The organism is Ferranicluibacter rubi, from assembly GCF_011603255.1.
Lineage (GTDB): Bacteria > Pseudomonadota > Alphaproteobacteria > Rhizobiales > Rhizobiaceae > Ferranicluibacter > Ferranicluibacter rubi.
In genome coordinates this window covers 484,562-504,505 of the sequence record NZ_JAANCM010000003.1, presented here as the reverse complement: position 1 = coordinate 504,505, position 19,944 = coordinate 484,562, and the positions used below count along the sequence as shown (strand labels likewise).

The 19,944-nt window shown below is 64.4% G+C and carries 15 protein-coding genes; 3 read left to right on the top strand and 12 right to left on the bottom strand.

The features are described from left to right. The 5 genes from G8E10_RS08965 to G8E10_RS08945 form a co-directional block, all read right to left on the bottom strand. Window positions 1-1,316: acetyl-CoA carboxylase biotin carboxylase subunit (locus G8E10_RS08965; protein WP_167128167.1), on the bottom strand; the 1,316-nt coding region annotated here is incomplete at its 3' end. Window positions 1,317-1,365: 49 nt separating this feature from the next. After that, window positions 1,366-2,964, bottom strand: a complete 1,599-nt coding sequence (locus G8E10_RS08960) for a 5-oxoprolinase subunit B/C family protein (protein ID WP_110801509.1) — start codon at window positions 2,962-2,964, stop codon at window positions 1,366-1,368. 8 nt (window positions 2,965-2,972) lie between these two features. Then, window positions 2,973-3,779 carry a putative hydro-lyase gene (locus tag G8E10_RS08955; protein ID WP_110801510.1) on the bottom strand — a complete coding sequence of 269 codons (807 nt, stop codon included), beginning with the start codon at window positions 3,777-3,779 and terminating at the stop codon, window positions 2,973-2,975. Between the two features lie 18 nt (window positions 3,780-3,797). Then, complete coding sequence (locus G8E10_RS08950; RefSeq protein ID WP_110801511.1) at window positions 3,798-4,565, bottom strand: LamB/YcsF family protein; 768 nt, start codon at window positions 4,563-4,565, stop codon at window positions 3,798-3,800. A 22-nt stretch (window positions 4,566-4,587) separates the two neighbouring features. Continuing rightward, a complete protein-coding gene (locus G8E10_RS08945) occupies window positions 4,588-5,859 on the bottom strand; it encodes an NRAMP family divalent metal transporter (RefSeq protein WP_110801512.1) in 1,272 nt (423 codons plus the stop codon). Window positions 5,860-6,231: 372 nt separating this feature from the next. Here G8E10_RS08945 and G8E10_RS08940 point away from each other — a divergent pair, with 372 nt between their 5' ends. Further along, window positions 6,232-6,885: a GntR family transcriptional regulator gene (locus tag G8E10_RS08940; protein WP_110801719.1), complete on the top strand. Its 654-nt coding sequence runs from the start codon at window positions 6,232-6,234 to the stop codon at window positions 6,883-6,885. A gap of 8 nt (window positions 6,886-6,893) precedes the next feature. Here the strand turns inward: G8E10_RS08940 and G8E10_RS08935 are convergent, their stop codons facing one another. The 4 genes from G8E10_RS08935 to ugpB form a co-directional block, all read right to left on the bottom strand. Next, window positions 6,894-7,943 carry a sn-glycerol-3-phosphate import ATP-binding protein UgpC gene (locus G8E10_RS08935; RefSeq protein ID WP_110801513.1) on the bottom strand — a complete coding sequence of 350 codons (1,050 nt, stop codon included), beginning with the start codon at window positions 7,941-7,943 and terminating at the stop codon, window positions 6,894-6,896. Further along, the gene (gene ugpE, locus G8E10_RS08930; RefSeq protein WP_110729321.1) at window positions 7,943-8,791 is read right to left on the bottom strand and encodes a sn-glycerol-3-phosphate ABC transporter permease UgpE; all 849 of its coding nucleotides are present in this window, start codon (window positions 8,789-8,791) and stop codon (window positions 7,943-7,945) included. Before ugpE ends, G8E10_RS08935 begins: the two co-directional genes overlap by 1 nt. 9 nt (window positions 8,792-8,800) lie before the next feature. Then, entirely contained in the window at window positions 8,801-9,682 is an 882-nt protein-coding gene (gene ugpA / locus G8E10_RS08925; protein ID WP_110729322.1) for a sn-glycerol-3-phosphate ABC transporter permease UgpA, read from the bottom strand. 75 nt (window positions 9,683-9,757) lie between these two features. Next, window positions 9,758-11,080, bottom strand: coding sequence for a sn-glycerol-3-phosphate ABC transporter substrate-binding protein UgpB (gene ugpB / locus G8E10_RS08920; RefSeq protein WP_110801514.1), 1,323 nt, complete (start codon window positions 11,078-11,080; stop codon window positions 9,758-9,760). A 305-nt stretch (window positions 11,081-11,385) separates the two neighbouring features. Between ugpB and G8E10_RS08915 the strand changes: the two genes are divergently transcribed. Further along, window positions 11,386-11,835: a response regulator gene (locus G8E10_RS08915; RefSeq protein ID WP_110801720.1), complete on the top strand. Its 450-nt coding sequence runs from the start codon at window positions 11,386-11,388 to the stop codon at window positions 11,833-11,835. 151 nt (window positions 11,836-11,986) lie between these two features. Then, on the top strand, window positions 11,987-12,694 hold the full coding sequence (locus G8E10_RS08910; protein ID WP_110801515.1) for a L,D-transpeptidase: 708 nt from the start codon (window positions 11,987-11,989) through the stop codon (window positions 12,692-12,694). Between the two features lie 96 nt (window positions 12,695-12,790). Here the strand turns inward: G8E10_RS08910 and G8E10_RS08905 are convergent, their stop codons facing one another. The 3 genes from G8E10_RS08905 to bcsA form a co-directional block, all read right to left on the bottom strand. Continuing rightward, the gene (locus G8E10_RS08905; RefSeq protein ID WP_110807789.1) at window positions 12,791-15,175 is read right to left on the bottom strand and encodes a tetratricopeptide repeat protein; all 2,385 of its coding nucleotides are present in this window, start codon (window positions 15,173-15,175) and stop codon (window positions 12,791-12,793) included. Between the two features lie 76 nt (window positions 15,176-15,251). Further along, complete coding sequence (locus tag G8E10_RS08900) at window positions 15,252-17,744, bottom strand: cellulose biosynthesis cyclic di-GMP-binding regulatory protein BcsB (protein WP_110801517.1); 2,493 nt, start codon at window positions 17,742-17,744, stop codon at window positions 15,252-15,254. Beyond that, window positions 17,741-19,936 (bottom strand): UDP-forming cellulose synthase catalytic subunit, encoded by a 2,196-nt coding sequence (gene bcsA, locus G8E10_RS08895; protein WP_110801518.1) that lies wholly within the window; start codon window positions 19,934-19,936, stop codon window positions 17,741-17,743. Before bcsA ends, G8E10_RS08900 begins: the two co-directional genes overlap by 4 nt. Window positions 19,937-19,944 lie beyond the last annotated feature (8 nt).

The window sequence follows — 19,944 nt, the reverse complement described above, 5'->3', positions numbered from 1 at the left end:
GTGTGCACCTTGAAACCGGCGTCGCCGCGAAAGTCGGCCGTGTCGATAGCGGCGCGGTGGAAGGGGAGGACGGTGGCGATCCCTTCGATGCGGAACTCGGCCAGCGCCCGCCGGGCGCGCGCCAGCGCCTGCTCGCGGTTCGCTCCGGTCACGATCAGCTTCGATGTCAGGGAATCGAAGGTGCCGGGCACGGTCGAGCCCGTGACGACGCCACTATCGAGGCGAATGCCGGGCCCGGAGGGCGGGCTGAACTCGGTGATGACGCCGGGCGTGGGCAGGAAGCCGCGGCCCGGATCTTCGGCGTTGATGCGGAACTCGATCGAATGGCCGCGGGGCTCCGGCGGTTCCGTGAATGCGAGGGGCAGGCCGTCGGCGATCCGCAACTGTTCGACAACGAGGTCGATGCCGGTCGTTTCCTCCGTCACCGGGTGCTCGACCTGCAGGCGCGTGTTGACCTCCAGAAACGAGATCGTGCCATCGACGCCCAGCAGGAACTCGACGGTGCCCGCACCGGTATAGCCGGCGGCTTTGCAGATCTTGGCCGCAGACTGATGGATCTCGTCGCGTTGTGCGTCGCTGAGGAAGGGGGCAGGGGCCTCTTCGACGAGTTTCTGGTTGCGGCGCTGCAGCGAGCAGTCGCGGGTGCCGAGCACGACGACATGGCCGTGACGGTCGGCAAGGACCTGCGCCTCGATATGGCGCGGCCGGTCGAGGAAGCGCTCAAGAAAACACTCGCCGCGGCCGAAGGCAGCGGTGGCCTCGCGCACGGCGGACTCGTAGAGATCGGCGATCTCCTCGCGTTTCCAGGCGACCTTCAAACCACGCCCGCCGCCGCCATGCGCCGCCTTGATCGCCACCGGAAGGCCATGGGCATCGGCAAAGGCGATAACCTCGGCTGCGGTCTCGACCGGACCGTCGCTACCGGCCACGAGCGGCGCACCGACGCTGGTCGCGATGCGCCGTGCCTGGACCTTGTCGCCCAGCGCCTCGATGACCTCAGGGTCGGGGCCGATCCAGATGAGGCCGGCCTCCTGTACGGCGCGCGCGAACTCGGCGCGTTCCGAGAGGAAGCCGTAGCCGGGATGCACGGCATCCGCACCGGAGCGCTTGGCGATCGCGATCAGCTTGTCGATGTCGAGATAGCTGTCGGCAGGGCGGTCGCCGTCGAGGCCATAGGCCTCGTCCGCGAGACGCACATGCAGCGCATCGATATCGCAATCGGCATAGACCGCGACGGAGCCGACGCCGTAGTCGCGGCAGGCGCGGATGATCCGGACGGCGATTTCGCCGCGGTTGGCGATCAGAACTTTTTTCATGACAATCCTCCCTCTGAGGTGGGCCTCGGCCGTTGCATAAACATGCGCATCAGGCCTTGGCCGGCACGATGTCGGTGAACGGCGCAATCGGCCGGAAGCGGATGTGAGCGTTGACCGGAATCTGTCCGGCGAGATCGAGGTGGTATTCGGCAACCGTCGCAATGACGGGGTAGCCGCCCGTCAGCGGGTGGTCGGCAAGGAAAAGCACCGGCTGGCCGCTATGCGGCACCTGTATCGCGCCGGTCGCCGTGCCTTCGCTCGGCAGCTCGGCCTTGTCCTTGCGTTCCAGCGGAATATCGCCGGAGAGGCGGATACCGACCCTGTTGGATTGTGGCGTCATGCGGAAGAGCTGGGACGACAGCGTGTCGATGCCCGCCTGTGTGAACCAGTCGCTGCGCGGCCCCATGACGACATCCAGCGTCACGACATCGTCCGAACCGGGATGCGCGAAGGCCGGCGTCTCCTCAAGCGACACCGACATGAGATTGCTCGTGTCGGTATTGACCTTGAGCACGGCGCCCTTGGTGACCGGATCGGGCCCGACCACGGCCAGCGTGTCCGTGGATGTGCTGCCGAGAACGGGCGCGACATCGAAGCCGCCGCGCACCGCGAGATAGCTGCGCATGCCCTTCGGTGCCTGACCCAGCGTGACGACGTCGCCAGGCTCCAGCGATATCGGGCGATACGTCTTGCCCTGCTGCACCCGCCCCTCGGCGTCGCGGATCTCGATAGGGCAGGGGGCGCCGGTGACGCCGATGACGGTGCGACCGGAAACAGCGACTGAGAAGCCACCGAGCGTGATCTCAAGACAGGTGGCGCCTGACGGATTGCCGACGACGCGGTTGGCCGCTTGAAAAGCACCCTGGTCGAGCGCGCCGGCGGACGAGACGCCCTGACCGGTCTGGCCGAAGCGGCCTGCATCCTGGAACAGTGCGGGCATGGGGGCAGCAAGGACGGTGAAGGAGACGCCGCCCGGTGCCTCTGCCGATGCAACGCTGTCGGTTGTTGCGACCGGTGCGGCGGCGGTGTAGGCGCGCTTTGCCAGATCGTAGAACCGCACGCCGTATCCCGGCTGGAACAGGGCCGGGGGATCGCGGGAGAGATCCCACATCTTTTCGGGCGTCACGCCGATGATCTGCCAGCCGCCCGGGCTTTCCTGCGGATAGACGCCGCTGAAGGCGCCGGCGAGCGCCACCGCGCCGGCGGGGATGCGGGTGCGCGGGCTCTGGCGGCGCGGTACGTGCAGGGCAGGGTCTCCGCCGACGAGATAGCCGAAGCCGGGCGCAAAGCCGCAGAATGCGACGGTGAACTCGCTCTCCACATGCCGGCGCACGACCTCCTCAACGGACAGGCCGGTGAGGTCCGCGACGTCGGCCAGATCCTCGCCGTCATAGCGCACGGGGATCTCGACGAGCTTGTCGGAGGGCGCGATCCGTGCGGACAGGTCGCGTGTTGCAACCTGCCGCGCCAGTGCCTCCGGCGTCGTTGCGCCAGGATGAAACCGGATCATCAGCGTCCGCGCGGCCGGCACCATGTCCGCGATGCCGGGCACCGGATCGGCCTCCAGCGAGGCGAACAGGGCCAGCGTTTCCTGGAGGTCGGCAAGCTCGACGAGCAGTGTGGTCAGGCTGACGGGAAGAAAGCGCATCGTGAACCTCAGGCGTGGTAGGCGGAATCCGGAATGTCGGTGATGAACATGTGCCCCGGCGCGTGGGTGATGGCAAACGGGACGCCAGACGCCATGACGGCGGCTTGCGGGGTGACGCCACAGGCCCAGAAAACGGGAACTTCGCCCGGCTCGATCCGCACCGCATCGCCGAATTCCGGTTTGCCAAGATCGGCGATGCCGATCTCGTCCGGCGCGCCGACATGGACGGGAGCGCCGTGCACCGCGGGGAAGCGCCCGGAAATGGTTGCGGCGTCCGCGACACGGCCGGCCGGGATCGGGCGCATGGACACGACGAGATTGCCGTGGAGACGCCCTCCCGGGCGGCAGGGCCTGTTGGTCAGGTACATCGGCACGTTGGACCCGTCGGTGATGTGACGGATCTCGATGCCGGCCTCGGCCATCGGCGTCTCGAACGTAAAGCTGCATCCGATGAGGAAGCTCACGAGATCGGGATGCTCGGCCCAGGCGGCGCTGGCATCGGCGGTTTCTTCGGCCAGCTTTCCGTCCCGCCAGATGCGGTAGAGCGGCAGGTCGGTGCGCAGATCGGCGCCGGGTGCCAGCAGCGTCGCGTGGGAACCCGGGTCCGACACATCGAGAACGGGGCAGGCCTTCGGGTTGCGCTGCGCGTAAAGCAGGAAGTCGAACGCCCAGTCGCGCGGCAGGACGATCATGTTGGCCTGGGTGAAACCGGGCGCCACGCCGGATGTCGGCGCGACGCTGCCGGTGCGGTAGCGTTCGCGTGCCGTTCGCGCAGGCGTGGCATCGATATGGCGGAGATGCTCGATAGCAATCATGACACTCTCCCTCCGGAATTATCGATTGTCGAGGAAGGACGCGACGTGCAACCCGTCCGCCTCGAAGGCACGCCGGATTTCGCGGGCAATCGATACCGCACCCGGGCTGTCGCCATGGACGCAGATCGACTGGGCCTCGATGCGGATGGTGGAGCCGTCGATGGCCGTCAGCGTGCCATCGCGCGCGAGTTGGACCATGCGCTGGGCGATAGCTTGCGGGTCGTGGAGAACGGCGCCCGCTTCCCGACGGGAAACGAGCTGGCCGTCCGGCGTGTAGGCGCGATCGGCGAAGGCTTCGGCGACGACGGCAAGGCCGGCGCGCCGGGCGAGATCGAGGATCGGTGTGCCGGCAAGGCCCATCAGGACCAGCGACGGATCGACCGACTTGATGCCGTCGATGACGGCTTGACCCTGTTTCGCGTCGTTGGCGATGCGGTTGTAGAGAGCACCGTGCGGCTTGACGTAGCGCACCGTGGTGCCTGCAGCCGCAGCAATGCCTTTCAACGCACCGATCTGGTAGATCACGTCGGCGATAAGCTCGTCCGGGGTCACATCCATGTCGCGCCGGCCGAAGCCGACGCGGTCGGGATAGGAGACATGGGCACCGATCGCGACGCTCTTCTCGGCGGCTGCCCTGACGGTTTTCAGGATACCGGCGGCGTCGCCGGCGTGAAAGCCGCAGGCGACGTTGGCGCTGGAGACGATGGCGAGCATCGCCGTGTCGTCGCCCATGCCCCAGGCGCCGTAGCTTTCGCCGAGGTCGCTGTTGAGATCGATGGCTTTCATGTCAGTCTCTCCCTTTCCCGTATCAGGCCGTCAGCATCGCGAAGATCGCGCCGACCGACTTGTACGCCATAAACCACGTCAGACCGCAGGTCAGGACGCCGAGGCCGATCAGCCAGCGCGGGTAATGATAGCCGTGCATCAGGTCGGCGCGCTTCCAGGCGGCATACATGAAGATCGACAGGCCGATGGGCAGAACCAGGCCGTTGAGCCCCCCGACGAAGACCAGCATGGCGGCCGGCGGCGTCGTGATCAGCATGTAGGCAACGAGCGAGAAGGCGATGAAGCCGACGGTCGCATTGTTGCGCTGTCGCTCGGTCAGGTCCGGCTTGAAGGCGGTCAGGAACGAGACCGATGTATAGGCTGCGCCGATGATGCTGGTCATGGCGGAGGCGAGGAAGACCGCGCCGAACAGACGGTAGCCGATATCGCCGGCCGCTGCATGGAACGCTTGTCCCGCAGGATTGGCCCCCTTGCCCGAGAGGTCGATGACCACGCCGCTGGCTACGACACCGAGAATGGCAAGGAACAGGATGTAGCGCAGAACGCCAGTAATCGCGATGCCGGTGAGAGCCGCACGATTGACCGCGCCGATGTTCTCGACACCGACCGTGCCCTTGTCCAGCAGGCGGTGTGCGCCGGCATAGGTGATGTAGCCGCCGACCGTTCCGCCGACGATGGTGGTGATGGTGAAGAAGTCGATGTTCGACGGCAGCACGGTCTCGTAAAGGGCCTGCGCAACCGGCGGACCGGACACGAACGCCGCGTAGAGGATCAACGCCAGCTTGATGAAGGCGGCGACATAGACTACGCGGTCCATGGCGACGCCGGCCCGGCGCGACAGGAAGATCGCGATGGCGGCGAGGGCCGCAGCTGCGCCGCCGATCTTCGGGTCGAGATCGATCATGGCGTTGAGGCCGAGACCGGCACCGCCGATGTTGCCGATGTTGAAAAACAGGCCGCCGATGATGACGAGGATGGCGAGCAAGTAGCCTGAACCGGGAATGGCGGCATTGGCGATGGCCGGAGCGCGCATGCGCGTCACGGTGACGATCCGCCAGACATTGGCCTGCACCACGAAATCGATGAGGACCGAGGCAAGGATGGCAAAGGCGAAGGCCGCGCCATGCTTGATCGTGAAGGTTGCGGTCTGGGTGATGAAGCCGGGACCCACGGCCGACATCGACATGAGGAAGATGGCGGCGATAAGCGCCGCGCGGCGCGATTTTGCCGACATGCCTTCCGGTGCGGGACTGCCCTGGGATGGTGGTGCGGGGGATGCCGATGTATCTGCCATGTTGCCCTCTTCGTTGGCCGCTCCTGCTGCACATCCTGCAGAGAGCGATTGTTATGACAGCAGCGTCGTCCCGTTTCACAATTCTGTCAATATCGTTCAACAATTTTACTGTATCGTTCTACCAAGTTGTTCAAACACGCGGCAGCTTGCTGAGAGAACGGGCAGGAAATCGTGGCCTCCGTGCATCTTTTAGGCGATCCAAAACGGCTCTTCCTGCCTCGACAGTGGCGCGTTCCCAGCCGGACGCCGTCGAAATCGAAGAGAAGGCGCCTTGCAAACGTCATGGGGAGGTTTCCCTCCTGCGTGATCCGCGATATCGCTGCGGCCGTGGCGCACCTGAACGGACGCGCGCCCGGGGGATCGAGTTTTTCGATGGCAGAGCAGGACACGATATCGGCGCTGGCGCCACGGTTGGCAGAGGAGATCCGGGGCAGGTTGATCGCCGGCGAACTCAAGCCGGGACAGCGCCTGTCGGAGGCGGCGCTCAGCGCGGATTTCTCCGTGTCCCGCAATTCCCTGCGTGAGGCCTTCCGGCTGCTGACGAAGGAAGGCCTGCTGCACCACGAGCCCAATCGCGGCATGTTCGTCGCCACGCCCAGCATGGCCTCGATCATCGATATCTACCGGATCCGGCGGATGATCGAATGTCAGGCGCTGGCCAAGGCCTATCCGCACCACCCCGCCGTCGCCCGAATGCGGGCCGCTGTGGAGGCCGCGCGGATCGCACGCGGTGAGAAGGCATGGGGCATGGTGGGCAGCCAGAACATGGTGTTCCACGCCGCCATCGTCGATTTGGCGGACAGCCAGCGGCTGAACGCGTTCTACGCCCAAATCGCCGCCGAACTTCGGCTGAGCTTTGGCCTGCTCGACGATCCCGAGCTTCTCCACGCCCCCTATATCGATCTGAATGCGGCCATTCTGGAGCACTTGGAAGCCGGCCGGACGCAGGCGGCAGCAGACATGCTGGAAGTGTACCTCACCCAGTCGGAGCGAACCGTCTTGGCCGCATTCTCCCGTATCGGCTAAACGGCGGCTCAGGCGTCCTTGCGGCGTCCGGCCTCATCGAAGAGATGCAGCGCCTGCCGGCTGGCGGCGACGGGCACGATGTCATCCATGAGGATACGGGAGCGCCCGGCGACGCGGAAGATGATCGGCTGGCCGTCCGTGAGATGTCCGTGGACATAGCTCTCCGCGCCGACCAACTCGACGGCGGCGACCTTTACGTCCGCCCGGAATGCCTCAGTAGCGCCGTCGCCGTCTGCCACGTGCAGATCCTCCGGTCGTATGCCGAGCGTGGCGCTGCCCTGCGGCAAGTTGATATCCGGCGCGAGGCTCCAGGCAGAGCTGGAGAGACTAGGCAAGAGGTTCATGGAGGGTGAGCCGATGAAGGTCGCGACGAAGGTGGTCGCGGGCTTTTCGTAAAGCTCGATCGGTGTTCCCACCTGCTCGATGACACCGCTGTTGAGCACGACGAGCCGGTCTGCGAGCGTCATCGCCTCCATCTGGTCGTGCGTGACGTAGACGCTCGTCGTCTGCAGCGATTTCTGCAGACGCTTGATCTCGACGCGCATCTGCACGCGCAGCTTGGCGTCGAGGTTGGACAGCGGCTCGTCGAACAGGAAGGCGGCGGGTTCGCGCACGATCGCCCGGCCCATCGCCACGCGCTGACGCTGGCCGCCGGAAAGCTGGCGGGGTTTGCGCTCCAGAAAGGTTTCGATCTCCAGCGCCTTGGCCGCATCCGAGATGCGCCGGTCGATCTCGGCCTGCGGCGTGTTGCGGTTCTTCAGGCCGTAGGCGAGGTTCTGGCGCACCGTCATATGCGGATAGAGGGCATAGTTCTGGAACACCATCGCGATGTCGCGCTCGGACGGCTCCAGCGTGTTGACGACGCGGCCGCCGATCGAGATTTCACCGCCGGTAATGCTCTCGAGCCCGGCGATCATGCGCAGCAGTGTCGATTTTCCGCAGCCCGAAGGGCCGACGAGCACGAGGAACTCGCCGTCGGCGATATCGAGCGAAATGCCCTTGATGGCATCGATATTGCCGTATTTCTTGCGGACGTCGTTGAGGACGATATTGGCCATTATTTTTCCGTCTCCACGAGACCTTTGACGAACCAGCGCTGCATCAGCACCACGACGAGAATGGGGGGAATGATCGCAAGGATCGCCGTGACCATCACATAGTTCCACGGCGTCGAGGCATCGGTGAAATCCACCATGCGCCGCAGGCCGATGATGACGGTGTTCATCTTCGCATCATTGGTGACGAGCAGCGGCCAGAGATATTGCGTCCAGCCATAGATGAACAGGATGACGAACAAGGCGGCGATGTTGGTGCTCGACAGCGGCAGCAGGATATCCCGCATGAAGCGGAACGGGCCGGCATTGTCGATGCGCGCGGCTTCCACCAGTTCGCCCGGAATGGTCAGGAAGAACTGGCGGAAGAGGAATGTGGCTGTTGCTGAGGCCATCAGGGGCAAGGTCAGGCCCGCATAGGTATCGATAAGCCCGAGATCGACGATGACCTTGTAGGTCGGCAGGATGCGGACCTCGACCGGCAGCATCAGCGTGACGAAGATCATCCAGAAGAAGGCCATGCGGAACGGAAAGCGGAAGAAGACGATCGCGAAAGCCGATAGGAACGAAATGACGATCTTGCCGACCGCGATCGCCACGGCCACCACGAACGAGTTGAACAGCAGCCGTTCCAGGCTGACGCCGACGACGCGCTCGACGCCGCCGGTCATGGCCTCCGTGTAGTTTTCGACGAAATGACCGCCCGGTAGCAGCGACATCGGCGGGCGGATGATGGCCTCCGACGTCGCCGTGGAGGCGATGAACGTATAATAGATCGGGAAGGCGACGACGATGATCCCAAGGATCAGGATAAAGTGGCCGACGAGATTGGCGATGGGGCGTTTTTCGATCATCTCGGGGCCTCAACCATAATGCACGCGCTTCTCGACGAAGCGGAACTGGAACGCCGTCAACGCGATCACGATGACCATGAGGATGACGGACTGGGCCGCCGAGGAGCCGAGGTTCAGATTGACGAAGCCGTCATTGTAGACCTTGTAGACCAGCGTTTCCGTGGCCTTTGCCGGCCCGCCGCCGGTGACGGAATGGATGATGCCGAAGGTGTCGAAGAACGCGTAGACGGTGTTGACGACCAGCAGGAAGAAGGTGGTCGGCGCCAGCAGCGGGAAGACGATCGTCCAGAACCGCCGCGCACCGCGCGCTCCATCGATCGACGCCGCTTCGATGAGCGATTTCGGAATGGCCTGCAGCCCGGCGACGAAGAACAGGAAATTGTAGCTGATCTGCTTCCAGGCGGCAGCGACGACGACGAGCCCCATGGCCTGATCACCGTTCAACAGCGGATCCCAGCCGAAACCGTTCCGGCGCAGCAGATAGGCAAACGTGCCCATGGCCGGGTTGAACATGAAGAGCCAGAGCATGCCCGCGACGGCCGGCGCCACGGCATAAGGCCAGATCAGCAGGGTGCGATAGAAGGTCTGTCCGCGGACGACCTTATCGGCTGCGGTCGCCAACAGCAGCGCCACGCCCATGGAGACAAGTGCTGTGAGAATGCTGAAGACCACGGTGACCTGCAGCGCGTGGATATAATTCGGGTCCGAGAGCACGGCGCGGAAATTGGCAAGGCCGACGAAGCCGCTCTTCAGGCCGAACGGGTCCTCGCGCATGACGGATTGATAGAGCGCCTGACTTGCCGGCCAGAAGAAGAAAATGACCGTGAGGATGATCTGCGGGGCGACCAGCAGGTAGGGAAGAATCTTGTTGGGGAAGGCGACGTTGTGCACCGGGTGCTCCTCGGAACGGCAGGCAAGCGTATCGCCGGCCCGTGAAGCGGGGCCGGCGATACGGTCAGGTGCGGATCAGTTGCCGATGGCTTCGGCAATCGCCGCATTGCCCCGCTCGACAGCCTTGTCGAGGGCGGCCTTCGCATCCTGCTTGCCGGCGAGCATCGATTCGAACTCCTCGTTCATGATGTCGCGGACCTGCGGCAGGTTGACGAGGCGGACACCTTTGGAGTTCTCGGTCGGCGCCTTGCCCATCATCTGCAGGATCGGCGTCTCGCGGCCGGGGTTCTTGTCGTAGAAGCCGGACTTCTTGGTTTCCTCATAGGCAGCATTGGTCACCGGCATATAACCCGAGACCTGATGCAGACGTGCCTGGGTCTTCGTCTGAGACAGGAAATTGAAGAACTGGGCGATGCCCGCATATTCCGCATCGCTCTTGCCGCCGAAGACCCAGAGGCTCGCGCCGCCGGGGATCGTGTTCTGCGGTCCATGGCCCTCGTAATAGGGCAGCTGGCCGATGCCGTATTTCACGCCCGACTTGACGATATCACCGAGACCACCGGAGGATTCCGTCAGGATCGCGCATTCGCCCGACATGAAGAGCTGCTTGGCTTCGGATGTGCGGCCCCCATAGCGGAAGGTGCCGTCTTTTGCGAGATCGGCAATGGCCTGGAAATGCTCAACGAAGAGCGGGGCGTTGAACTCAAGCTTCACGTCGCTGCCGCCGAGCCCGTTCTCGTTGGTGCCATAGGCGACGTTGTTCCAGGCAGCCAGATTTTCGGTCTGGATCCAGGTGAGCCAGGTCGATGTGAAGCCACAGGATGCGGCACCGCTCGCCTTGATCTTCTTTGCGGCCTCGAACACTTCAGGCCATGTCTTTGGTGGCGCTTCGGCGTCAAGCCCAGCCTTCGCGAAGATATCCTTGTTGTAGTAAAGGATCGGCGAGGACGAGTTGTAGGGGAAGGACAACATCGTGCCGTCCGGCTTGGAATAATAGGCCGCGATGCCGGCGAGATATTGCGACTTGTCGAAGGTGAAGCCACCCTTCTGCAGCACGTCTGCCGCGGGCATGATCGCACCCTCGGCCCCCATCATCACACCGCTACCAGCGTCGAACACCTGAATGATCGCCGGCGGCTGCTTGGAGCGAAAGGCAGCGATGCCGGCGTTCAGCGTTTCCGGATAGGTGCCCTTGAACACGGGCGTGATGGTGTATTCGCTCTGGCTTTCGTTGAATTCCTTGGCGAGCTGGTTGACGACCTCGTTGTTCGCACCGGTCATCGCATGCCACCATTGCAGATCGGTCGCCGCAGACGCGGCCAAAGGTCCGGTAGCCGACAAAGCAAGCGCGGCTGCTGTCGCCTTCAGGGTCGATGCCTTCAGGATTGTCTTGAACATGAACGTCCTCCCGTTTTGGCGAAGCAGGACGTGCCGCTCCGCGATATCAGCATGACGATCCTCCTCGACCGTCACGAGACAGTTACATATGCCGGGCTTTTGTCCGGGCGGCAACCGCCAATCGGGCCTCCTACACGATCATGCTGCTTTGCTGCCTGTGTAGTACAGTTTGGAAGGGCGGCGTGGTTTTCTCGGTTAATACTTTGTTAACACCTGCAATAGTGCGCGCATTTAAATAAAATTTGGAACAAAATCTTGTTCCGGCCATTTCAGCTGCAGTCTCAATGTCGAATGGGTATAGCGTCATGACCGAGAACACAGTCCGCCGGTGGCAGAGCCGTCCGATCATCGACTATCCCGTCGTGATCATCGAAGATCACCTCCTTCTCGCACTCGATCTGGAAGATGCCGTCTCGGCCGCGGGGCTGAATGCCGGCGTCGTCGGCTTCGCGAGCCGCAGGAAGCATGCCTTGCAGATCGGCAGCCTTGCCGCCATCGCCTTCGTCGATGTGAACCTTGCCGACGGGCCGAGCGGTCCGGAGATCGGGCGCATCCTGGCCGAAGATCACGATGTCACCGTTATCTTCACCACGGCGGACCCGGAAATGCTCGGCACCGGCGTGCCCGGCACCATGGGTGTCCTGAAGAAGCCTGTCAGCCCGGAAGCCGTGCGCGGCGCCTTGACCTACGCGATTGCCCGCAGGCGTGGCGATCTGGCGATCGTGCCGCCCGAATTGACGCTTTTTGTCGGCTGAAGACTTCCTCAAGGTCTTCGCTGTAGTCTTCTGACGAAGGGTCGAGCTTTTCAAAGCCCGGCCTTCATCGAATCCGTCTTTCCTCCATACATTCCATTGCTTTCACCTCAGACAGAGGCGCCCCGCGCCTGTCCAACTTCAAGGCTCCACGATGACGACCATCGTTTCGCTTTCGCGCCGACGCTTTCTCGGATGCGCAGGTGTCGCTTCCGCGACGTTTCTCACTGGCTGCTCCACGCAGGGCATCGGCACGTTCTTCGAACCCGTCGTCAACGCAATCGTGCCGAAGACCTATGACGGCGAACAGCCCGATCCCGCCGTCATCTACGCGGCCCGCACGGATGAAGGCTTCAGCCTTCCAGCCATTCCCTACAAGAACATCCCGCAGCGCTTCTACCGTCAGCGCGTCATCGATCCCACGGGTGAAGCGCCCGGCACCGTCGTCGTGGATACCAAGGCCCGTTATCTCTATCTAGTGGAGAAAGGCGGTACCGCGATGCGGTACGGTGTCAGCATCGGCAAGGATGGCTTTGCCTGGCAGGGCGAAGGCGTCATCCAGTGGCGCAAGAAATGGCCGCGCTGGACGCCGCCCGACGAGATGGTCGCCCGTCAGCCGAAGCTTGCCCGCTACTCCATCGGCAATGGCGGCCAAGCACCGGGCATCACCAATCCGCTGGGCGCCCGCGCACTCTACATTTTCCAGAACGGGCAGGACACGCTCTACCGCCTGCACGGCAACCCGGACTGGCGCTCCATTGGCAAGGCTCAATCTTCCGGCTGCGTTCGCTTCATCAACCAGGATATCATCGATCTCTACGATCGCGTGCCGGAAGGCGCCCGGATCGTCGTGCGGCAGTAACGGCAACAGAGACCTGAAGGGTCTTGAAAACCAGCGAAGGCCTTGGGAACCTACCCCAAGGCCTTCGCTGAAACGCGTTACCTTTTGCCTCGGACCTCAGTTCCTCGTCGCGATGGCGGACGGTGTTGCCGCGCGGGCGTTGGCAAGACCGCGAATGGCCTCCTGATCGCCGGTCGCCGCCAGTGTTTCGAAGGTCCGGATCGCTTGGCCATAGCGGTTCAGCCCGAGAAGGGCGTAACCGCGCAGCACCATCAGATCGATGCGTTCGGGTGCCAGTTGCGCGCGGCGGTCGAGGAGGATCAGGGCCTCTGAAAACCGCTTCTGGTCGAAAGCAACCAAAGCGCGGTTGGAGAGGAGGGCGATCTGCAGTTCCGTCGCCTTCTGCGCATCCATCGGTCCACGCGTCGCGGCAACGGAAGCTTTGTCGGTCAGGCCCTGACGCAGATAGGCAAGGCTCTGGCCGTAAGCGGCTTCGCTGCGGATGCGCGTGTCGCCGGTGCGGATCGCTGCGTCGAAATGGTGAACGGCTTCGAGTGGCCGGTTCAACTCCATCAGGCACCAGCCGCGCCGCAGCGCTTCACCGGCCGAAAGTCCGGAAGCGTCGCCGAAGGTGCTGCAGCCTCGGCCGGATGTCGGCGCCGCGCCACGATTGGCAGGGACAGCACGAGCGGTGCGTTGGCGCACCGGCGCTGCCGGCTCGGCGCTCGTCTGCGCAGATACGGTCCGCGCGGGCTGCCGCGCGGGTGACCGCGATGTCTCGCGAACGGGTTCATCGGCCACCGTTCCGGCTTGCGCCATGCGCTGAGGCTGGTTCGGGTCTTCTTCTTCGCCGAGCATGGCGATCCGCGGGGAACGTCCGGCCCATTGTCTCTGGATTCGCGCGACATCGTTCGTCATGCCAAGCTGATTTGCGGTGATCGCAAGCCCATAGGCAGAGGCTTCGGTATCGGGCTTCCAGGTCAGCGAGGTCGAGAACCATTGCAGCGCGAGCTGCGGCTGTTCGAAGGCGCGGGCGTACCAGCCGAACTGCTGGGCGACGTCGGCATTGCGGGAGCGCATCGCTTCCTGCGCCATGCGTTGCAGCACGTCCGCTGCGATCACGATGGGCGGGTCGAGGGCCAGGAGGTTCGAGGCGGCGGCGAGATAGGTAGCGCGCGTGTCGTCGGACGTATCCCGCCAGGGATAGAGCGTGGCTTCAGCCTCACCCGGATTGTTGCGTGCGATCAGCGTCAGGGCGAGGCCCTGCGACGCTGCTGCGGAATCTTCTGCCGTCCGTGCCCGCCGGAACCAGGTTTCCGCCTGTTCGGCACCGTTGCGGCGCACGTAGTACCAGCCAAGCAGCAGCGCGTCGGAGGCTTTACCACCCACTTCGGAGACGCGCTCCAGCCGGGTCAGATAGGCCGGGGGAACGGTGAGCTTTGGATCTTCGCCGGCGGCGGCGACGAACTGGCGGGCCAGATCGTCCTTCACGGGCTCGAATTCGCCCTTGCCGGACGGATCGGTCTTTTCCTGCGTCAGCAACTGCTCGACCATCGGGCGCGGCAGCAGGGATGCAGCCTTCTGCAAGGTCGCCAGCCGGTCGGGGCCCTCGGTGCAGCTGGAGAGGATATAGGTATAGGCATCCAACGACCGCTGCTGCCGGTCGGTTTTTGCGAAGGCCTCCGCGAGGCGCCAGAGAATGTCGATTTCGCTGCAGACGAGAAGCTGCGGCGTTTCCGCGGCGACGTCGATGACGGTCGGAAACTGCTGGAGGTTGGAGGCGTTGACGAGACGCTGACGGGCTTCACCGAGCGCCAGCATCGACAGAAGATTTTCCGGCGGCTGCCAGCCGGGTTCGCGCGCCTGTCTCTCGGTGATGGCCTTGCGCACCTCTGCATAGCGCGTCTGTCCATAAAGCGCCCACATGGCTTCCAGCTGCGTATCGACATTCTGCGGCACGGCGAGCGGATCGGCCGGAGGTTCCCAGTCGGGATAGAGCGTGCGCAGGCGTGCGATCTCGGCCTGTAGGCGCACGGTGTCGCCCAGACGCGCGAAGTAGCGGAGCGCCCCTTCATCCACGGTCGGCTTCGGCGGCGCGGATGCTGCAGGGGCCGCGGGCGCAGTGGGTTGGGTTTGTGCGGGCACAGGCGGTTGCGATTGCAACTGCGCCTTGATCACGGGTTCGGCGCCTTGCAGCTCCGGCTCCGCTGCCGCTTCCCCGGACATATCCGGTGTGGTGGCCTCGGTCGCAGTCTCAGTATCTGCGGCGGGAACGGCAGGCGGAAGCGCCTGCGATAGGTCGGCCGGTCGCCGGTCGCCACGGCGCACGGTCGGGCTCGGCGGCACCAGGCTCAGCCGGTTGCCTTTCTCGTCGACGGCGGGCGGGGCGGCGATCGTGCCGGTCGTCAGTTCTCTCTCGGGCAGCAGAGCGGGGCCGTAATAGATCGCCGTTGCGGTTGCTGCGGCCAGCGTCGAGAAAAGCAGGATGCGGGCGGTTGTCATGGGAACTCCCGGTGAACTGTCCGAGGAAGAGAGAACGCCCGGGGGGCGTGCGTCGATGCGGAGCCGCTTGTCGTCCTCATCGGCTGCGCCCCAGGAGGCGCAGCATCAGCGTGGTGATGATGCCGAGAAGGGCGAAGCCGGCGATGAACATCACGGCGAAGAAGAGGATGTTGGTCGACAGCCAGTTTGCCGCGATCAGGCGCCAGTTGGCGATCGAGAAGGGTTGCGTCGGGTTCAGATGCAGGTCGTGCACCGGTACCATCGCCACGTTTCCGGTCGCCTCCTCGAAGGTCGTGATCCGGCCTTCGATGCCATTCCAGCGCGCCTCTTGCACCATGGCGCTCATGCCGGTCTGAAGACTTGCCGGCGTTGGCCCGGTTGCAAGCGTCCATGTGCCGGCGCCCGACGGGCTGCGGCCCTGGGCGATCATGAAACTGACGTCGTCTGCCGGAGAGAAATTCTCTTCCTCGCCGGGCAGGAAGCGTAGCGAGTCCATCGACAGGTCGAGATCGCTCTTCAGCCAGGCTTCGAGACGAGACCCCTGACCGAGCCAGCTGCCACCGGAAACCTTGTGGCGCCATTCCTCGAACAGGGTGCCGCTGTCGCCGTTTGCCGGCCCGCCCGCATGGTGTGTGCCCCAGTTGGCGGGCGCCGCACCGATCTGCATCTGGGTCAGCAAGGGCGGGGGAAGCTGCGACATCGTGCCGACGATCAAGGCGTTGCGATCGCCGAGAGCCGCCGGGGAGGCTACGGTTTCCAGCGCGAGCGGGTTGCCCGCGGCAACGGCGAGGCGCCCGACGAGGGTGGCTGCGGCCGACAGCGTCTCGGGATCGAGGCGGTCGAGATAGAGCGCCGTCGGCTGTTCGGCCCGACGATAGGGCTGGCCCGTCGAGGATGTGGCCGCAAGGCTGGGGCTGCTGTCGATCCGCGCGAAATCCGGCATGTGGAATTCGGTGGTGTCGAAGAGCGCGAAGCGCGGCGTGGTCTGCGCCGGCGTGCCTGTGGCGCAAGCGTCGTCGTCTTCCGTCAGCAGCACGGCTTCGATCGAGATCCGGTTCACGCCGGGCACGAAGTGGCGCAGCGTCACGGTGATCGGGAGATGGCTGAGGATGCCGCCACCGGCCGTGGAGAGTGGCGTGGTGGTGGCGATATTGCCATTGACATAGACGTCGATGCGGCTGCCCGGCAGGACCGACGCGGCATAGCCGGCATCGAGCAGGATCACGGCATCGCCATAGGCGCTGGCGTAGAAGTCCGCGGGAACGCCAAGCATGAACTCCGTACGGAACCGGCGACCCGAGAACTCGCTGGTGGTGATGCCGAGTTGCGAGAGCGGCATGCGCGTCTCGCCGACGAGGATCGGCGCATCCGGCGTGTTCCACGCCTTGGTGGAGAAGGTGGTGCGCGAGGTGCCCGGCGCCGTGTCGAGAGGGCTTGCCAGGGTTTCCACCGCCTGTCGGAGAGCTTCGGCCGTCGGGCCGGTAACGACAAGGGTGCTCAAGCCGGGCATTGCGGCAGGCGCAAACGTTACGGTCGGACCGACCGCGGTGCCTGCCGGCAAAGCCGGGATCAGGCCCTCGATCTCAAGCTGCGTGCCGACCAGCACGGTCAGGGTGCCTGCGACCGGTGCCGTGGGCATGGTCGCGTGGAAGGCAACGGTCTGGTTCGGCATCTGCACGCGCAAGGCCAGAGCCTGTGCGAGACGCAGCAGCATGTTCGACCGGCTCGGGTTCGTCAGTGCCGGCGCAATGATGTCGATCGTCGTCGCACCCGTGGCGTCGAGGCCAACGGCCGGGATATCGTCGATGCTGGAGAAGCGATTGCCGACCGGTGCGTTGAAGGTCAGATATGTCCGGCTCGGGTCGATATTGGTCCAGAGATCATAGGTCGACTGAATGCTGCAATCGGTGCGGTGGCGCTGTTGCGTGGCGAGGCGCACGACGTTCGCGCCGGCCTGCAGCGCGCCGGCCGGAAGCGGCAGCACGAGATCGCTGACCGCATCGGCCGAGGCGACCGGCACCTGGCCGATGACGCTGCCGTTGAGCTCGACAGAGAAGGTGGAGGCCTCCGGTGCGACGACGATGGAGTTCTGGTAGCCGATGGTGATGGCCGTGGCAGCGCTCGCCTGTTCGGGCGTCACATAGATCGTCCATGTCCGCCGGTCGGCCTCGCCGGAGAGGCTGAGCTTGCCGAACGGCAGGATGTAGCGGCGGCTGGCGTCCGTGTCGGAAGCTGTCTGGACACGCGGTTTCGCCTCGGCCTGCGGGGGAGCCGTCGGTGTGGCCGGCGTTGGCCGTGTTGGCTGGGGCGCCGGGCGTGTGGGCGCTCCGGGCGAGACCTGGAAGGGCGCCGGCTGCGTTGCTGGTTGCTGTGGGCGTGCCTCGGGTGCCGCTGCGGGCGGCTGTGCTTGCGCCGGAACTTGCGCCGGCGGCTGGCCCGGGGCGGGCGACGGTGCCGGCTGAGCCGGGGTTGCCGGCCGCTCGCGAGACATGTCGAAGGGAGTGGTCTGAGCGAGGAGCTGCGACGGTGCGAGGAGGGCGAGCGTGCAGGCGATAACGAAGGGCTTCATGGTCTCGCTGCCTCCTTCTTGACGGGGGCCGCTGCTTCCTTCGCGCCACCAAGGCTGCGGAAGAAGTAGAAGAGGCCGCGATTGGTCTGGTAGAGCGCAATGGCGAAGAAGCTGATCGTGCCACGGATAAGGCCGGGATTGCGCCGCCGGCCCATCTGGAACTCCGTCCACTGTGCAGAATTCGCAAAGATGATATCGGCAAGCAGCCGCCGTTCCTGCGGTTCGCGCGGCGCGAACGTGCAGCCGACGAGCACGAAGCCGTCGCCCCGGCCACTACGCACGATCTTGACCGGCATGGAGGACGGCGCGCCCGGGCTGAACGTCTCGACGCGGATCTCCTCCATAGCCCCCACCGTCAGCGGCTGCATGGAGCGATCGTAGACGTGGACGAGAAGACCGTTGACCGAGACGTTTTCGATGACGCCCGGGAACCACTGGTCGCCCACGCGGAATTCGCACCGCCGTTTGACGTTGACCCGCCGGGACGACGACTTTTCGCGCCGTTCCGACACCACGCCCAGCGCGCAGCCGGCGAAGAGGAGGTTCAACAGGTTCCAGCCGGCGACGACCAGCGTCACGTCGGATTTGTAGGGCTCGGCATAGATCTTGTAGAACGACATGACGGTGGCGATGAGCAGCACGCCGAAGATGACGAAGAACGGCCGGCTAATCTCCGAAAGACGGTTGTCGCTGATCGACTCGTCCTTTGCCGTCACCTTGAACGTGGGCTTCGACGGGTTGAAGATGACCGAAATGACGGCGGGCAGCAGGTGCACCGTCTGCACATATTCATAAAGTTCTGAGATCCAAGGCCAGCGGAAGCGGCCGTAGAGATAGTTCTGCATGAGCAGGTTCACGAGCATGTAGGTGGTCGTATAGGCCAGGAACTCGCCGCCGGAGCCGACGAAGATCTCCAGATCGAAGAAGATGTAGAACAGTGGCGCAAACAGGAAGACCGTGCGGGGGAACGGGAACAGCCAGAAGAGCGTCGAGGACATGTAGCAAAGACGTTGCGGCATGCTCAGACCGCGCTTGAACAGCGGCATGCGGAACATGAGGATCTGCATCATGCCCTGCGCCCAGCGGCTGCGCTGGCCGATGAAGCTTGCGAAGGTGGCGGGCTGGAGCCCGGCGATCAGCGGCTTGTCCACATAGACGCTGTTCCAGCCGCGGGCGTGGAGCGCAAGCGCCGTTTCGCAGTCCTCGGTGATGCTGATGCCGCTGAAGCCGTTGGTGTCTTCGAGCGCGCGCCGGTTGAGCACCGCTGCCGAACCGCAGAAGAACGCGGCGTTCCACTTGTCGAGACCGCGCTGGATGATGCCATAGAACATCTCGTTCTCGCTCGGCATCTTGTTGAAGGTTTTCAGGTTGCGCTCGATCGGGTCGGGATTGAGGAAGAAGTGCGGCGTTTGCACGAGGAAGAGGCGCGGATCCTCCTCGAAATACCCCACAGTCTCGCGCAGGAAGTCGCGCGCCGGCGCATGGTCGGCGTCGAAGACGGTGATGAGGTCGCCTTGGGACTGGCGCATGCCATTGTTCAGATTGCCGGCCTTGGCATGTTCGTTGCGGTCGCGCGTGAGATAATTGGCATCGAGGTTGCGGCAGAGTTCCTTCAGCTCCTCGTGGCGGCGCTGGGCGGCTTGCGCGTCCGGAATGCTGGCCGCGTTCCGCTTCTGCAGGGTGCCGCCATCGTCCAGAAGCCAGACGGTCAGCTTTTCCGGCGGGTAGTCCATGTTCTTGGCGGCGGCGAGCGTGTTGGCCAGCATATCCGCGTCTTCGTTGTAGGTCGGAATGAAGACGTCGACGGATGGCGCATAATCCGCCGAGCCCGGGCGGGGCCGGTTCGGGGGAAGCGGCATGGAGACGATGAAGAGGCTGAGCGCCAGCATCGCGACGCTGTACATTTCAGCGAGATACAGCAGGAAGCCGGGAATGAAGTTTTCGAGCTGGTTGACCGGCGGCAGCGTGCTGGTGGTGCGCCAGTAGACATAGCGCAGAACGATGGCCGTGCCGAAGCCGAGCCCGATCAGGCGCCAGTTGCCTTCCGCCTTCAGCACCTTCAGCACGGCAAGCAGCGCCATGCAGAGGAAGGCGGCAACCAGATGCGTCTGGAGGCTGACCGGCAGCGTCGTGATCGCCACGATGACGATCGACATGCAGATCCATGCAATGACGATGAGCGCCTTGACCATGATCCTAG

What these genes read in the sequence shown, in the direction of transcription:
- G8E10_RS08960 (WP_110801509.1), bottom strand. Translation starts at nt 2,964, where the DNA reads ATGCGCTTTCTTCCCGTCAGCCTGACCACACTGCTCGTCGAGCTTGCC.
- G8E10_RS08955 (WP_110801510.1), bottom strand. Translation starts at nt 3,779, where the DNA reads ATGATTGCTATCGAGCATCTCCGCCATATCGATGCCACGCCTGCGCGA.
- G8E10_RS08950 (WP_110801511.1), bottom strand. Translation starts at nt 4,565, where the DNA reads ATGAAAGCCATCGATCTCAACAGCGACCTCGGCGAAAGCTACGGCGCC.
- G8E10_RS08945 (WP_110801512.1), bottom strand. Translation starts at nt 5,859, where the DNA reads ATGGCAGATACATCGGCATCCCCCGCACCACCATCCCAGGGCAGTCCC.
- G8E10_RS08940 (WP_110801719.1), top strand. Translation starts at nt 6,232, where the DNA reads ATGGCAGAGCAGGACACGATATCGGCGCTGGCGCCACGGTTGGCAGAG.
- G8E10_RS08935 (WP_110801513.1), bottom strand. Translation starts at nt 7,943, where the DNA reads ATGGCCAATATCGTCCTCAACGACGTCCGCAAGAAATACGGCAATATC.
- ugpE (WP_110729321.1), bottom strand. Translation starts at nt 8,791, where the DNA reads ATGATCGAAAAACGCCCCATCGCCAATCTCGTCGGCCACTTTATCCTG.
- ugpB (WP_110801514.1), bottom strand. Translation starts at nt 11,080, where the DNA reads ATGTTCAAGACAATCCTGAAGGCATCGACCCTGAAGGCGACAGCAGCC.
- G8E10_RS08915 (WP_110801720.1), top strand. Translation starts at nt 11,386, where the DNA reads ATGACCGAGAACACAGTCCGCCGGTGGCAGAGCCGTCCGATCATCGAC.
- G8E10_RS08910 (WP_110801515.1), top strand. Translation starts at nt 11,987, where the DNA reads ATGACGACCATCGTTTCGCTTTCGCGCCGACGCTTTCTCGGATGCGCA.
- G8E10_RS08905 (WP_110807789.1), bottom strand. Translation starts at nt 15,175, where the DNA reads ATGACAACCGCCCGCATCCTGCTTTTCTCGACGCTGGCCGCAGCAACC.
- G8E10_RS08900 (WP_110801517.1), bottom strand. Translation starts at nt 17,744, where the DNA reads ATGAAGCCCTTCGTTATCGCCTGCACGCTCGCCCTCCTCGCACCGTCG.
- bcsA (WP_110801518.1), bottom strand. Translation starts at nt 19,936, where the DNA reads ATGGTCAAGGCGCTCATCGTCATTGCATGGATCTGCATGTCGATCGTC.